This window comes from Mycobacterium sp. E2497 (genome assembly GCF_001668695.1).
Taxonomy (GTDB): domain Bacteria; phylum Actinomycetota; class Actinomycetes; order Mycobacteriales; family Mycobacteriaceae; genus Mycobacterium.
Genome location: NZ_LZKD01000155.1, coordinates 12325 through 27778, shown reverse-complemented (window position 1 = coordinate 27778; position 15454 = coordinate 12325). Strand labels below are relative to the sequence as shown.

Genomic DNA, 15454 nt, shown 5'->3' with positions numbered 1-15454 from the left:
CTCGCGTGTGTGACCACGAAGCGATGCGTGATCGCTCGGCGGACAGCCGCCCATTGTGCCAGAACAGGCCGCCACGCCAGAAATCGCGGCGCTCGCGCCCAGATTGCCGTCATGGTCGTGTCCGGGGGCCGAGGCGCAACCCCGGTGGCAATCTCGGCGACAGCCGCGGCGGTCCGCCGCGCCTACATCACCTTCTGGAAGACCTTGGTCTCCACCCGCCGGGTCATCCGCCAACCCTGCGGCGTGCGCACGAACTCGTCGTCGTACCAGAGCCCGCAGAACAACACCTGATCCTTGTCGCCACCGAGCACCATCGGGTTGAAGCAGATCACCCGCGACGACGCCGTGTCGCCGTCGATACGCACCGAGAAGTTGCCCAGCATGTGCGCGTACACCGGAAAGTTCGGCAGCACCTCCGACAGCCACTTCTTGACCTCGGGATAGTGGCCCTCGATGCCCCCGAGCGCGGTGTAGTCGATGTACGCGTCGTCGGTGAACACCTTGTCGAGGTCGTCGAATCGGCGCTGGTCAATGGCGGTGGAATAGTCCACGAGAAGTTGCTGGATCTCTAAGCGGTCGGAAATCTCGGCCAGGCTCAACATGCATCGGACAGTAGACGAAAATCGTCGCCGAACAGGACAGGTAGTTAGACTTTCGACCCATGCGCAAGGTCATGGCCCTCAGGGTCGGCGTCGCGGCCCTGCTCGCGGTCGGGGCGTGCGGCGCCGCCGCCCCCGCGTCCTGGGCCGACAGCATGCAGCCGGTGGGCTCGGTACCGATCCCGGACGGTCCGGCGCAGACCTGGATCGTGGCCGACCTCGACAGCGGTCAGGTGCTGGCCGGCCGCGACCAGAACGTGGCCCACCCGCCGGCGAGCACCATCAAGACGTTGCTGGCCCAGGTGGTCCTCGACTCGGTGAGCCTGGACTCGACCGTCGTCGCGGACGCCGCCGACACCCAGGTGGAATGCAACTGCGTCGGCATCAAGCCGGGCCGCACCTACACCGCGCGCCAGCTCCTCGACGGCCTGCTGCTGGTCTCGGGTAACGACGCCGCCAACGCGCTGGCGCACATGCTGGGCGGCGCCGACGCCACGGTCGCCAAGATGAACGCCAAGGCCGCATCGCTGGGCGCGACCAGCACCCACGCCGCGACACCGTCCGGCCTGGACGGGCCCGGCGGATCGGGGTCCTCGACCGCGCACGACCTGGCGGTCATCTTCCGCGCCGCGATGGCCAACCCGGTGTTCGCCCAGATCACCGCTGAGCCGTCGGCGATGTTCCCCGGCGATAACGGCGATCACCTCATCACCAACCAGGACGAGCTGTTGCAGCGCTACCCCGGCGCGATCGGCGGCAAGACCGGGTTCACCAACGCGGCCCGCAAGACCTTCGTCGGGGCCGCTGCCCGCGGTGGCCGTCGGCTGGTCATCGCGATGATGTACGGGCTGATCAAAGAGGGCGGACCGACCTACTGGGACCAGGCGGCGACGTTGTTCGACTGGGGATTCGCGCAAAGCCCCCAGTCCAGCGTCGGCTCGCTGTAGCTATTCCGGTCGGCCCGCGTCCGGCGCCGCCGCGGACAGCAGCGTCATCAGCATCGGGATCCGCTGCTCGGCGATGTGCGGCTGCGGCAGCACCCCCTCCACCACCGCGGCCCCGTCGAAGACGTTGGTCAGCACCGAGACCAGCACCGGGAACGTCTCCTCGGGGAAGCCCTCGGCGCCGGGCAGCGCACGGGCGGCGTCGTGGATTTTCGTGGAGTACTGCCGCAACTCGTGTTGCAAGGTGGCCCTGAGCTTTTCGTCGGTGCGGGCGGCGACCAGCAGTTCGTACAGCACGGCGTTGCTGGGCGCGGTGGTCAGGTCGCGCAGGATCGCCAGGGCGGCCTCCAGCGCCGGCCGATCGGGCGGGATCTCGGCGACCCGCTTGGTGAAGGTCTCGAGCTGGCGACGCAGCACCTCCGACGCCGTGGCCGCCATGAAGTCGCCCATGGTCTCGAAGTGCCGGAACAGGGCGCCGACGGAGACCCCCGCGCGCTTGGTGATCACGGCCGCGGACGCCCGGGCGTAGCCGACCTCGATGATGGTGTCGATGCAGGCGTCGAGGAGCCGGCCCACGGTCTCCTCGCGGCGCTGCTGCTGGGTTCTCGCCATGTCAGGCCCCGATCGTCAGCGGGCTCCGGCCGCGGTGCCGCTGGCCGGCGCGCAGGTAGCGGCCCGATTTGACGGTTTGGCCGTAGCCCTCACGGAACCGGCCCGCACGGAAGACGACCGCGCCGCCCACACCGGTCGCGACGACCGCGTCGTCGTTGCGATTCACCATGCGCCGCAGGCCGCCGTAGAACGGCACCTCGTCCTCGTGGTAGCCCTCGACCGTTTCGTTGAGGCCGGCCGGGTCTATCACCACGAAGTCCGCGCGGTCGCCCTGGCGCAGCGTGCCGGCGTCGACGCCGAACCACTCCCCCAGCTCGCCGGTCAGCCGGTGCACCGCCCGCTCGGTGGACATGAACGGCGCGCCGGCCCGCTGGGCATCCCGAACCCGCTTGAGCAGCTTGACCGGGAAGTTGTAGAAAGCCATGTTGCGCAGGTGCGCACCGGCGTCGGAGAAGCCCATGTGCACGCTGCCCTCGTTGGCGAGTGCGTCGAGCAGCTTGGGGCGGTGGTTGGCGACGACGGTCGTCCACCGCACGTTGCGCTCACCGTTTTCGACGAGCACGTCGAGGAACGCGTCGAGCGGGTGCAGCTTGCGCTCGTCGGCGATGGCGCCGAAGCTCTTGCCGATCAACGACTCGTCGGGGCATTCGACGATGACCGCGTCGTGGAAGTCGCGGTGCCACAACGACGGTCCGAGCTTGACGCGGTCGAACTCGCGCCGGAACCTGCGGCGGTATTCCTTGTCCGCCAGTAACTCGTTGCGCTCCAACTGATCCCGTAGGTGCAGGGCGGCCGTTCCGGCGCCGAACTCCTCGAACACCGGGAGGTCGATCCCATCGGAGTACAACTCGAAGGGCACCGGCAGATGCTGGAACCGCACGCTGGCGCCCAGCAGCTTGTTCAGCAGCCGCGTCCCCGGGCCGAACACGTACACCGACAACGGCATCGACTTGGCGTCGGCCGATACCAGCATGCTCATCCGAACACCCTTGCCGCGGTTGAGGATCCGGCTGCTGGCCAGGAAGAACAGCATCCCGGTCGACGGCTTCGCCACGTTGGGGGCGCTCTGCAGCAGCCGCCCGCGCTTGCGCAGCACCTTGATCAGCCTGCGCCGCTCGCGCCAGGTCGCGAAGGTGGACGGCAGCGCCCGCGACCGGAAGCGCTCACCGTCGAGCTTGTCGATGCCCGCGTCCATGCCCGACATGCCGAGCATCCCGGCTTCCAGGGCGTCGTCGAGCAGGTCCGCCATCTTCTCCAGTTCGGCGTCGGTGGGCGCGGCGGCGGCGTCGGTGGACCGGTCGAGCCCCAGCACGGCGGCCCGCAGGTCCGAATGACCGAGCAGCGAGCCGATGTTCGGCCCGAGCGGCAGGGCGTCGATCGCCTTGATGTATTCCGCCGGGCCCGACCACGTCTTGTCTTGCAGGGCGCCGTAGACGTATTCGCGCGGTACGGCCTCGACCCGGCTGAAGAGGTCGGCGGCGTCCTCGGCGTCGGCGTAGACCGTGGACAACGAGCAGTTGCCCAGCAGCACCGTGGTCACGCCGTGGCGCACGGACTCCCGCAGGCCCGGGTCCAGCAGCACCTCGGCGTCGTAGTGGGTGTGCACGTCGATGAAGCCGGGCAGGATCCACTTGCCGGCCGCGTCGATCACGTCGGGGCAGCCCGCCTCGTCCAGCGGCCCGTCCGACACCGTGGCCACCACGCCGTCGCGGATGCCCAGCGTGCGGGTCTGCGGTGCTCCGCCGGTGCCGTCGAACCACAGCCCGTCGCGGATGATCACGTCGTACGCCACTCTTGCCTCCAGGTCCTCGCGGTGACACGGACCGTAACATAGATAGCAAGCACTCGCAATCTTTTCTGCCCGGTGTGTCCGCCCGTCGGGCGAGTGCCGGCCTACGCCGGCGAGTGAAACGCCTTGCCGCGCAATATCACCAGGTCCGGACGGCCTAGCACGTCCGGGCCCGACCGCGGGTCCCGCGCGTAACACAGCAGGTCGGCGGACGCGCCGTGATCCAGGCCGGGTCGGCCCAGCCAGCGGCGGGCGTCCCAGCACGCCGCGCCCAATGCCTCGGCCGGGCTCATCCCGATGCCCTTGAGCGCCTCGACCTCATCGGCGATACGCCCGGGCGCGACCATGGTGCCGGCGTCACTGCCGGCGTAGATCGGCACGCCCGCCTCGCGGGCGGCGGCGATCCGCGACAGGCCGCGGGCGTGCAGGTCGCGCATGTGGGCGGCGTAGGTCGGATACTTCGCGGCGGCGGCGTCGGCGATGCCGGGGAAGTTCTCCACGATGTTGACCAGCGTGGGGACCAAGACCGTTCCGCGCTCGACCATCAGCGCGATGGTGTCGTCGGTGAGACCGGTGCCGTGTTCGATGCAGTCGATGCCGGCGTTGATCAACCCGGGCAGCGCGTCCTCACTGAAGACGTGCGCGGTGACCCGCGCGCCGTGGGCGTGTGCGGTCTCGATTGCGGCCTTGAGCACGTCGTCGGACCACAGCGGGGCGAGATCGCCGACGCTGCGATCGATCCAGTCACCGACCAGCTTGATCCAGCCGTCCCCGCGGCGCGCCTCCTCCGCGACCGCCTCGGGCAATTGCCACTCGTCTTCGAGCTCGCGCGAGAAGCCGGCCGCATAGCGCTTGGGCCTGGCCAGATGTTTTCCGGCGCGGATGATGCGGGGCAGGTCGTCGCGGTCGTCGAGGCTGCGGGTGTCGGTCGGTGAGCCGCAATCACGCAGCAGCAGCGCCCCGACGTCACGCTCGGTCTCGGCCTGCGTGACCGCCTCGTCGAGCGGGATCTCGCCGTGCTCGCCGAGGCCGACGTGGCAGTGGGCGTCGACCAGTCCGGGCAGGATCCAGCCTTGAAACCCAGACGAGCCAAAGACGGTATCGGCCCCGGCGACGGGCTCGGTGCTGATGCGCCCGTCGACGATCCACAGCTCGGTTGGGCTCTCGTCCGGCAGCCCGACACCTCGCACGTGCATGCGCACGGCGCGGCTAGTTCTTGCCTGGGAACTTGAGCTTGGACAGGTCGAAGTCCGCCAGCCCGGGCGGTAGCTCGTTGAGACCCTCGGGCATGTGCGACAGGTCGGGGAACCCGGCCGGCATGCCCGGCATCCCGGCGCCGAGGGGGTTGCGAACCTTGGGCGGCGTGGGACCCCGCCCACCCTTCTTGCCCTTCTTGCCCTTGGTGCCCTTGGCCTTTCGGGTGGCGGACTTGCGGCCCATGCCCGGGATGCCCATGCCGCCGAGCATCGACGACATCATCTTGCGGGCCTCGAAGAAGCGGTCGACCAGCTGGTTCACCTCCGACACGGTCACGCCCGAGCCGTTGGCGATGCGCAGCCGTCGCGACGCGTTGATGATCTTCGGGTCGGCCCGCTCTTCGGGTGTCATGCCGCGGATGATGGCCTGCAGGCGGTCGAGTTGCTTGTCGTCAACCTGGGCCAGGGCGTCCTTCATCTGCCCAGCCCCGGGCAGCATGCCCAGCAGGTTGCCGATCGGGCCCATCTTGCGGATGGCGAGCATCTGCTCCAGGAAGTCCTCCAGCGTCAGCTCGCCGGTGCCGATCTTGGCCGCGGCGGCCTCGGCCTGCTCGGCGTCGAAGACCTGCTCGGCCTGCTCGATCAGGCTCAGCACGTCGCCCATGCCCAGGATGCGGCTGGCCATCCGGTCGGGATGGAAGACGTCGAAGTCCTCGAGCTTCTCGCCGGTGGAGGCGAAAAGGATTGGCACGCCGGTCACCTCGCGCACCGACAACGCGGCGCCACCGCGGGCGTCGCCGTCGAGCTTGGTCAGCACCACCCCGGTGAAGCCGACACCCTCGCGGAAGGCCTCCGCGGTGGTCACGGCGTCCTGGCCGATCATCGCGTCCAGCACGAACAGGACCTCGTCGGGGTTGACCGCGTCCCGGATGGCCGCGGCCTGCGCCATCAGCTCGTCGTCGATGCCCAGCCGGCCGGCGGTGTCGACGATGACGACGTCGTGGTGCTTGGCTCGGGCCTCCGCGAGCCCCGCCGCCGCGACCGCGACCGGGTCGCCGGGTCCCGATTCGGGCGACTCGCCGGGATGGGGCGCGAAGACCGGGACCCCGGCACGCTCGCCGACGACTTGCAGCTGGTTCACGGCGGCCGGCCGCTGCAGGTCGCACGCCACCAGCAGCGGGGTGTGCCCCTGGCCGCGCAGCCACGCGGCCAGCTTGCCGGCCAGCGAGGTCTTACCGGACCCCTGCAGGCCGGCGAGCATCACCACGGTCGGCGGTGTCTTGGCGAACGCCAGCTGGCGGGTCTCGCCGCCCAGGATGCCGATCAGTTCTTCGTTGACGATCTTGACGACCTGCTGCGCCGGGTTGAGGGCACCCGAGACCTCGGCGCCCTTGGCGCGGTCCTTGATCCGGGTGACGAACGCCCGCACCACGGGCAACGAGACGTCGGCTTCCAGCAGCGCCAGCCGGATCTCGCGGGTGGTGGCGTCGATGTCGGCGTCGGTCAGACGACCCTTGCCGCGTAGCCCCTGAAGTGCACCGGTCAACCGGTCGGACAGCGATTCAAACACCCCGCCAGCCTAGTGGTACTGCAAGCGCGGCGAAGCCGGGCGCGGCAGGTACCACTCATCAGGCCTAGTGGTACTGCAAGCGCGGCGAAGCCGGGCGCGGCAGGTACCACTCATCAGGCCTAGTGGCTCACCGCTTGGGCCGGCTCGGCGCCGCCCATCGACCGCGACATTGCAACTACGCAGACGACACGCCGGCAAACGTGTGCGTGGTTTCAGTCTCGGCGAGACGGCGAGCGAGTTTGAATGGTCGAGCGAACCAAGACGCCGCCGAAGGGGTCAGCCCATGCTCGAGGTGATCGACAAGGGGTCCTGCAGCCGGGACCATCCCGTCCCGCTGCTCTTCGTGCACGGCGGCTGGCACGGGGCGTGGTGTTGGGAGCACTTCCTGGACTTCTTCGCCGACGCCGGGTACCGCGCGGTCGCGGTGAGCCTGCGCGGCCACGGCGCCAGCCCGACGGCGAAGCCGCTGCACAAGGTCTCCATCGCCGACTACATCGAGGACGTCCGCTCGGTGGCCGACGGGCTGGGCGGCGCGCCGGCGCGCCACCCTGTCCTCATAGGCCATTCCCTGGGCGGCTTCGTGATCCAGCGCTACCTCGAAGAGCGCCGCGCCCCGGCGGCGGTGCTGGTGGGATCCGTGCCGCCACAGGGCGTGCTGAGGTTGGCGGTGCGCGTGTGGCGCCGCCGGCCGTCGATGACGTTGGAAGCCTGGAGCGACCGCACGCTGCTGAGGTTCCTCGCCACCCCGGCGCTCACCCGCGAGTACCTCTTCTGCGCCGACACGCCCGAGGCCGTCGTCGAATCCTGCATGCGGCGCGCCGGGGCCGAAAGCGTGCGTGCCGCCATGACCGACCCGATGGTCCGCCGCGTGAGAACCCGACGGGTGAGCACGCCGATCCTGGTGCTGGGCGCCGAGTACGACGGCTTCGTCAGCGTCGGCGACGTGCGCGCCACCGCGCGCGCCTACCGCACCGAACCGGAATTCTTCTCGATGGGCCACAACATGATGCTCGAGCCGGCTTGGGCTGACGTCGCCGAACGCATCCATGCGTGGCTGGAGACCCATGACCTGGCGGCCGAACCGCGCTAACCACGCTCGAGTCGTTACTGCGCCGAAAAGCGTTGGCGTGCTACATTTCACGTCCGCCACTTAACCGGGCCGTCCGCGTCGACAACTGCAACTACGGGGGAAAATGTCCGTGCAACCGGCCGATCGCACGGAGACCTCCGTCGACGGCGGCGGCAGGGCGCTGCGCGGCTGGCAGCGCCGGGCGTTGGTCAAATACCTGGCCGGCCAGCCGCGCGATTTCCTGGCGGTGGCCACCCCCGGATCGGGGAAGACGACGTTCGCCCTACGGGTCGCCGCCGAACTGCTGAGCCAGCGCGCCGTCGAGCAGATCACGGTCGTGGTGCCCACCGAGCACCTCAAGGTGCAGTGGGCCCAGGCCGCGGCGCGGCACGGCATCGCCCTGGACCCGAGGTTCTCCAACACCAGCGCCCGCACGTCGGGCGAGTACCACGGCGTGATGGTCACCTACGCGCAGGTCGCGGCGCACCCGACGCTGCACCGGGTGCGCACCGAGCAGCGCAAGACCCTGGTGGTGTTCGACGAGATCCACCACGGCGGCGACGCCAAGACCTGGGGCGACGCCATCCGCGAGGCCTTCGGCGACGCCACCCGCCGGCTCGCCCTGACGGGCACGCCGTTCCGCAGCGACGACAGCCCCATCCCGTTCGTGGACTACGAGGCGGGCGCGGACGGGGTGCGCCGGTCGCGGGCCGACCACACCTACGGCTACGCCGAGGCCCTCGCCGACGGGGTGGTCCGGCCGGTGGTGTTCCTGGCCTACTCCGGGGAGGCGCGCTGGCGAGACAGCGCCGGCGAGGAACACGCCGCGCGGCTGGGCGAGCCGCTGACCAGCGAGCAGACGGCGCGGGCCTGGCGCACCGCGCTCGACCCCGCCGGCGAATGGATGCCCGCGGTGATTGCGGCCGCCGACCAGCGGCTGCGCCAGAAGCGCGAGCACGTGCCGGACGCCGGCGGCATGATCATCGCCTCCGACCGCACCGCGGCCCGCGCCTACGCGGCCCTGTTGACCACGCTGACCGGCGAGGCGCCGACGGTGGTGCTGTCCGACGATCCAGGATCGTCCGAGCGCATCAGTGGATTCGCCGCGAGCACCAGCCGGTGGCTGGTCGCGGTGCGCATGGTCTCCGAAGGCGTCGACGTGCCCCGGCTCGCCGTCGGCATCTACGCCACCAGCGCCTCGACTCCCCTGTTCTTCGCGCAGGCCATCGGCCGGTTCGTGCGGTCCCGCCGGCCCGGCGAGACCGCGAGCATCTTCCTGCCCTCAGTGCCCAACCTGCTGCAGCTCGCCAGCGAGCTGGAGGCCCAGCGCAACCACGTGCTCGGGGAGCCGCACCGCCCGGACGAGGATCCCCTCGACGGTGACCCCGCCGTCCGGACGCAAACCGAGAAGACCGAGGTCGACAACGGCTTCACCTCGCTGGGCGCCGACGCGGAGCTGGATCAGGTCATCTTCGACGGGTCGTCGTTCGGCACCGCGGCCCCCGCCGGAAGCGACGAGGAGGCCGACTACCTCGGCATCCCGGGCCTGCTCGATGCCGAGCAGATGCGGGCGCTGCTGCACCGCCGCCAAGACGAGCAGCTGCAGCGACGGGCCGCGCAGGGGGTGCCGGCCCCGGTGTCGGCGGCGCCGTCGATGCACGGCCAGCTGCGCGAGCTGCGCCGCGAGCTCAACACCCTCGTGTCGGCCACCCACCACCGCACCGGTAAGCCGCACGGCTGGATCCACAGCGAACTTCGCCGCCGCTGCGGGGGACCGCCGATCGCCGCCGCCACCCGCGAGCAGATCCAGGCCCGCATCGAAGCGTTGCGGCAGCTCAACGTCGAGCACTCCTGAGCCGACTAGTTGTAGAAGCCGACTGGTTGTAGAACTAGTCGCCGACGGGCTCCTCGAGCACTTCGACCGCGGGGCCGCCCAGCACGGCCAGGAGGTTCTGCTCGATCGCGGCCCGCGCCCGGTGCTCGGCGTTCGCCGGCACCGTCACGCAGAAGACGTCGGCCGCCGTGGAGCCGAACGTGTTGACCTTGGCCCACGCGATGTCCGCGTCCGCACGTTCCAGCGCATTCGTCAGCAGCGCGAGCAGGCCCAGGCGATCCATGGCGCGGACCTCGAAGATCAACTGGCCCGCGGTCGCCGCGTCCAGCCACAGGATGCGCGGCGGAGCGGTCGAGCGGGTGACGGGCACCCCGGCCTGGATCTCGCCGGCCCGCGCGGTTGCGGCGCTGACGGCGTCGTTGTCGCGCCTCTCCAGCGTGCCCAGGACGTCGAGGTCGCCGGCCAGGGCGCCGTTGAATTGCTGACGCAGCAGGCCGGATTCGGGCGGGGAGCCGAACACCGGCGACACGACGAACTCGACGATCGCGACGCCCTCGTGGATGTTGGCCAACGCCGAATGGATGCGCAGCGAGTTCAACGCCAGCACCGCGGCGGCTTTCGACACCAGCCCCCGCTGGTCCGGCGCGAGCATCACCGCGGTCAGGCGCTCGCGGTCGCCGGGTTTGATCTCCACGTGCACCCCGCGGTCGGCGGCCAACGAAACATAATGCGGCGCAATGGGTTCGGCCTCCGGAAGCGGCTCTCCGGCCATCACCAGCCGGCAGCGGCGGACCAGGTCCTCGATCAACGAGGCCTTCCAGTCGCTCCACACCCCCGGCCCGGTCGCCTTCGAGTCCGCCTCTGCCAGGGCGTGCAGCAGCTCGAGCAGGTGCGGGTCGCCGTGCAGGGCCGCGGCGACGGACTCGATGGTCTTCGGGTCGTTGAGGTCGCTTCGGGTGGCGGTGATCGGCAGCAGCAGGTGGTGGCGGACCATGCCCGCGAGCGTGTCGGTGTCCTGCGCCGACAACCCCAGCCTGTTCGCGATCGGGACCACCAATTCCGCGCCCAGCACACAGTGGTCCGTGCCGCGCCCCTTGCCGATGTCGTGCAGCAGCGCGCCGAGCGCAAGCAGGTCCGAGCGCGCCACGCGCGTGGTGAGAGGGGCCGCGTTGACGGCGGTTTCGACGATGTGACGGTCGACGGTCCACTTGTGCGAGACGTCGCGCGGCGGCAGGTCGCGGACCGCGTCCCATTCGGGGAAGAGGCGGCCCCACAGCCCGGTGCGGTCCAGCGACTCGATCGTGTTCACCGTCGTGGGACCCGCCAGGAGCACCACCAGCAGGTCGTCCAGCGCCTCCCGCGGCCACGGCGACGGCAGGTCGGGGACGCTGTCGGCCAGCCGTTTGAGGGTCCCGGCGCCGATCGGCAGGCCCGTGTCGGCCGACGCGGCGGCCACGCGCAGCACCAACCCGGCATCGGTCTGGGGTTGGGCATCGCGGGCGAGGACCACCTCGCCGTCGTACTCGACCACTCCCTCGTCCAGTGGCCGGCGTCTCGGGCGCCGCACCAGGGCGGTGAGGCCGCGCCGGGGCAGCGCGTTCTGCGCGGTCCGCAAGCCGGTCTCTGCGTGGTAGGCGATGGTGCGGCTGACGCTGGACAGCATGCGGGACAGAGCGAATCGGTCCCCGACGCCCAGCGCGGCGCTGACCTCGTCGGCGAACTGCGCCAGCAGTTGGTCGAGTCCGCGTTTGGACACCCGGTGCAGTTCGGTGCGGACGTCGAGCAGCGTGAGGTACGCGGCATCCAGCGAGCCGCCCGGCGCGTCGGGATGGCCCATCCCGTGGCGGTCGATGAGCTGCGCGACGCCCAGCGCGTCGAGCAGCTGGACGTCGCGCAGGCCGCCACGCCCCGACTTCAGGTCCGGCTCGGCCCGTTGCGCGATGCGCCAACACCGTTGCCAGCGTTCATAGGTCATCGCGACGAGCTCGTCCATGCGGGATCGGATCGCGCTGCGCCACTGGCGTCGCGCCCCGTCGATGAGTTCGGCCGACAGCCGCTGGTCCCCGGCGATGTGCCGGGCATCCAGCATGCCCAGCGCGGCCACCATGTCGCTGTTGGCGACGCCGAGGGCCCCCGACACCGTGCGCACGCTGTGGTCGAGCCGGACGTTGGCGTCCCACAGCGGGTACCACAGCCCGTCGGCGACCCGCTGCAGCACGTCGTCAGACTTGTTGTCGTGCAACAACATCAGGTCGAGATCGGAGTACGGCAGCAGCTCGCGGCGGCCCAGACCGCCCACGCCGACGATCGCGAAACCGCTGTCATCGGTGATGCCGATCTCGCCGGCCTTGGCCACCAGCCAGGATTCGTGCAGATCGAGCCACGCTTTGCGCAGTTCCGCCGCGCCGAGCTCGCGGCCGTCTGACAGCAGCTGGCGTCGGGCGGCAGCCAGATCGCTTGCGCCGCCGGCGCTTTGAGCTTCTGCTTCAGATGACCCGGACGGGCCGGGTGGGTTTGTCATACCCTCCCGGCCCGTCCGGCCCGGTTCGTCAATGCGCGGGTGGCCTCAGAGGGCATCTGTTCCGCGTTCACCCGTGCGCACCCGCACAATGGTTTCCACGGGGGTGACCCAGACCTTGCCGTCACCGATCTTGCCGGTGCGCGCCGCCCGGACGATGCTGTCCACGACCTTGTCCACGATGGAATCGTCGACCACGACCTCGATTCGCACCTTCGGCACGAAATCCACCGAGTACTCAGCGCCCCGGTACACCTCGGTGTGGCCCTTCTGCCGCCCGTACCCCTGGATTTCGCTGACCGTCATCCCGAGGACGCCCGCGTCCTCGAGGCTGGTCTTCACGTCATCGAGGGTGAACGGCTTCACTATTGCGGTGACTAGCTTCATGCCTGCTCTGCCTCCACCTTGTCGCCCACTCGGTCCTCCTCCAGGCCGTTGCGCTCATCCAACGGAATCCGCGCCGCCGGGAGGACGGACCCTTGCCCACCGATCGTCCCGAAATCGTACGCGCTCTCCGCGTGCTCGGACTCGTCGATGCCGGTTGATTCCTCCTCGGCGGGGACGCGCAAGCCGATCGTGTACTTCAGGATCAAGGCCAGGATCAGCGTGACGATGCCGGAGTAGAACAGTACCGCGAAGGCGCCGACGGCCTGCCGTTCCAGCTGGGCCCAGCCGCCGCCGTAGAACAATCCCTTCGACACCCCGACCACGCCGTTGATCGCCGGCGACTCGGGTGCGGCGAGCAGACCCACGAGCAGGGTGCCCGTCAGACCACCGATCATGTGCACCCCGACCACGTCGAGCGAGTCGTCGTAGCCGAACTTGAACTTCAGTCCGACGGCCAGCGCGCACACCACCCCGGCCACCGCGCCGACCACCAGGGCGCCCAGCACGTTGACCGACGAGCAGGACGGGGTGATCGCCACCAGTCCGGCGACGATGCCCGACGCCGCTCCCAGCGTCGTGGGCTTGCCGTCGCGGATGCGCTCGGTGAGCAGCCAGGCCAGCATGGCCGTGGCGGTCGCGATGGTGGTGGTCATGAACGTGGTACCGGCCGAACCGTTGGAGCTGGTCGCCGAACCGGCGTTGAACCCGAACCAGCCGAACCACAGCAGACCGGCGCCGAGCATCACGAACGGCAGGTTGTGCGGGCGGAACAGCGTCGTGGGCCAGCCGCGGCGCTTGCCGAGGACGATCGCCAGGGCCAGGCCCGCCACACCGGAGTTGATATGGACCGCTGTCCCACCGGCGAAGTCGATGGCGTGCAGCTTGTTGTTGATCCACCCGCCGTGCTCGGACGCGAAGCCGTCGGCGGCGAACACCCAGTGCGCGACCGGAAAGTACACCAACGTCGCCCACAGCCCGGCGAACACCAGCCACGCGGTGAACTTGAGCCGGTCGGCGACCGCGCCCGAGATCAGCGCGACGGTGATGATCGCGAACATCAGCTGGAAGGCCACGAACACGGTGGCGGGCATGGTGCCGGCCAGCGGGATGTCGACCTGCGTGACGCCCTTGCTCGGGTCGGCCTTGACGGCGTTGCCGCCGATCAGCTTCGCCAGGCCCCAGTAGTCGGTCGGATTGCCCACGACGCCGCCCCGGTCGTCGCCGAACGACATCGAGTAGCCGTAGAGCACCCACAGCACGGTGACCACGCCCATCGCGCTGATGCTCATCATGATCATGTTGAGCACGCTTCTGGTGCGCACCATGCCGCCGTAGAAGAACGCAAGACCCGGCGTCATCAACAGCACTAGCGCGGAACTCGCCAACATCCAGGCGGTATCGCCGGTATCGGGTTGGCCCAATTGCGGGAATGCCACTCGCTCACCTCCGGTCGGACATGAATGGCCGTCAGGCGACGCCTGTGACCTGATCCAGAACCTTGCGCAATGGTTGTTTCGGCGGTGGAGCGGGCGTGTTTCGCCCGGATTAACGTCGCGCTCGCCGTGTAAGAGCTTCAGCCGAGCAGGGCGTCGACGAAGGCGGCCGGCTCGAACGGCGCCAGGTCGTCGGGACCTTCCCCGAGCCCGACCAGTTTCACCGGCACGCCGAGTTCCTGTTGAACGCGGAATACGATGCCGCCCTTGGCCGTACCGTCCAACTTGGTCAGCACGGCGCCGGTGATCTCGACGACCTCGGCGAACACCCGCGCCTGGGCCAGCCCGTTCTGTCCGATGGTGGCGTCGAGCACCAGCAGCACCTCGTCGACCGCGGCGCGGCGTGTTACCACGCGCTTAACCTTGTCGAGCTCGTCCATCAGCCCGACCTTGGTGTGCAGCCGCCCGGCGGTGTCGATGAGCACCACGTCGGCGCCCGAGGCGATGCCCTTGTCGACGGCGTCGAACGCCACCGACGCCGGGTCGGCGCCCTCGGGTCCGCGCACCACCTCCGCGCCCACCCGCGACGCCCAGGTCTGCAGCTGATCGGCGGCGGCGGCGCGGAAGGTGTCGGCGGCGCCGAGCACGACGCGACGCCCGTCGGCCACCAGCACCCGCGCCAGTTTGCCGACCGTGGTCGTCTTTCCGGTGCCGTTGACCCCGACCACCAGCAGCACCGACGGGTGGTCGGCGTGCGGCAGGGCGCGAATCGAGCGGTCCATCTCGGGGTGCAGCTCGCGGATCAGCACGTCGCGCAGGACGGCCTTCGCGTCGGCCTCGGTGCGCACGGCGCTGCCGGCCAGGCGGCTGCGCAGCGCCGACATCACCGACTCGGTGACGACCGGGCCCAGGTCGGCGACCAGCAGGGTGTCCTCGACGTCCTGCCAGGCGTCCTCGTCGAGGTCGCCGCCGCCGATGAGGCCCAGCACGCTGCGTCCCAGCGCGTTCTGCGACCTGGCCAGCCGGCCGCGCAGCCGCTCCAACCGGCCTTCGGGCGGCGCGATGGCCTCGATCTCCGGGGCCTCGGGCGTCGTCGGGGCTTCCGGGACCGCGGCGGCTGCTGGGGCCGCCGGCGGCTCGGGGGGCGCGACCGGTGGCGGCGGGGTCACAGTTTCCGGGGTCTCCGGTTCGGGGAGTTCGACCTCGGAGATGGCGCGCCGCGGCGCGTCACGCGGGATGGTGGCGTCGTCGCCCACCGCGGGCAGCCCGGTGGTGTCGAGCCGGTCGGCCCCCAGATCGGCTCTCGCGGTCTGACTGAACGTGATGCCCGACGACGCGGTGTAGCCGCCCGACCGGTCGATCGCGCCGGGCTCGGGCTTGGTGGCGAAGCTGATCCGCCGGCGGCGGTATCGCACCAGGCCCAAGACCAGCGCGGCGACGACAACCAGGACGGCTATGACCGCGATGGCGATCCAAAGACCTTGCGACACGCTGACATTGTTT

At 70.2% G+C, this 15454-nt stretch carries 12 protein-coding genes; 3 read left to right on the top strand and 9 right to left on the bottom strand.

All coding sequences use genetic code 11. The features are described from left to right. Positions 1–182: 182 nt before the first annotated feature. Positions 183–602 carry a nuclear transport factor 2 family protein gene (locus tag A5713_RS14425; protein ID WP_067918970.1) on the bottom strand — a complete coding sequence of 140 codons (420 nt, stop codon included), beginning with the start codon at positions 600–602 and terminating at the stop codon, positions 183–185. A 59-nt stretch (positions 603–661) separates the two neighbouring features. On the opposite strand from A5713_RS14425, the gene A5713_RS14420 reads away from it, so the two are divergent. Next, positions 662–1546 carry a D-alanyl-D-alanine carboxypeptidase family protein gene (locus A5713_RS14420; protein ID WP_068096442.1) on the top strand — a complete coding sequence of 295 codons (885 nt, stop codon included), beginning with the start codon at positions 662–664 and terminating at the stop codon, positions 1544–1546. Here the strand turns inward: A5713_RS14420 and A5713_RS14415 are convergent, their stop codons facing one another. Genes A5713_RS14415 through ffh form a run of 4 tightly spaced genes read right to left on the bottom strand, consistent with a single transcriptional unit; the run spans position 1547 to position 6710 of the window. Beyond that, on the bottom strand, positions 1547–2155 hold the full coding sequence (locus tag A5713_RS14415; RefSeq protein ID WP_067928323.1) for a TetR/AcrR family transcriptional regulator: 609 nt from the start codon (positions 2153–2155) through the stop codon (positions 1547–1549). Position 2156: 1 nt separating this feature from the next. Beyond that, entirely contained in the window at positions 2157–4007 is a 1851-nt protein-coding gene (locus A5713_RS14410) for an amidohydrolase family protein (protein ID WP_156751886.1), read from the bottom strand. A gap of 41 nt (positions 4008–4048) precedes the next feature. Then, a complete protein-coding gene (locus A5713_RS14405; RefSeq protein WP_156751885.1) occupies positions 4049–5140 on the bottom strand; it encodes an amidohydrolase family protein in 1092 nt (363 codons plus the stop codon). Positions 5141–5153: 13 nt separating this feature from the next. Beyond that, on the bottom strand, positions 5154–6710 hold the full coding sequence (ffh, locus tag A5713_RS14400; protein ID WP_068096439.1) for a signal recognition particle protein: 1557 nt from the start codon (positions 6708–6710) through the stop codon (positions 5154–5156). Positions 6711–6993: 283 nt separating this feature from the next. Here ffh and A5713_RS14395 point away from each other — a divergent pair, with 283 nt between their 5' ends. Then, complete coding sequence (locus A5713_RS14395; protein WP_068096438.1) at positions 6994–7800, top strand: alpha/beta hydrolase; 807 nt, start codon at positions 6994–6996, stop codon at positions 7798–7800. Positions 7801–7903: 103 nt separating this feature from the next. Beyond that, complete coding sequence (locus tag A5713_RS14390) at positions 7904–9634, top strand: DEAD/DEAH box helicase (protein WP_068096437.1); 1731 nt, start codon at positions 7904–7906, stop codon at positions 9632–9634. Between the two features lie 34 nt (positions 9635–9668). Here A5713_RS14390 and A5713_RS14385 read toward each other — a convergent pair whose 3' ends face one another. The 4 genes from A5713_RS14385 to ftsY form a co-directional block, all read right to left on the bottom strand. Further along, positions 9669–12134 carry a [protein-PII] uridylyltransferase gene (locus A5713_RS14385; RefSeq protein WP_082972951.1) on the bottom strand — a complete coding sequence of 822 codons (2466 nt, stop codon included), beginning with the start codon at positions 12132–12134 and terminating at the stop codon, positions 9669–9671. Positions 12135–12179: 45 nt separating this feature from the next. Next, on the bottom strand, positions 12180–12518 hold the full coding sequence (gene glnB, locus A5713_RS14380) for a nitrogen regulatory protein P-II (protein ID WP_066952569.1): 339 nt from the start codon (positions 12516–12518) through the stop codon (positions 12180–12182). Next, on the bottom strand, positions 12515–13906 hold the full coding sequence (locus A5713_RS14375; protein WP_067920395.1) for an ammonium transporter: 1392 nt from the start codon (positions 13904–13906) through the stop codon (positions 12515–12517). The genes glnB and A5713_RS14375 overlap by 4 nt, the downstream gene beginning before the upstream one ends. Before the next feature lie 185 nt (positions 13907–14091). After that, positions 14092–15441, bottom strand: a complete 1350-nt coding sequence (gene ftsY, locus A5713_RS14370; RefSeq protein WP_068096435.1) for a signal recognition particle-docking protein FtsY — start codon at positions 15439–15441, stop codon at positions 14092–14094. Between the last annotated feature and the right edge of the window lie 13 nt (positions 15442–15454).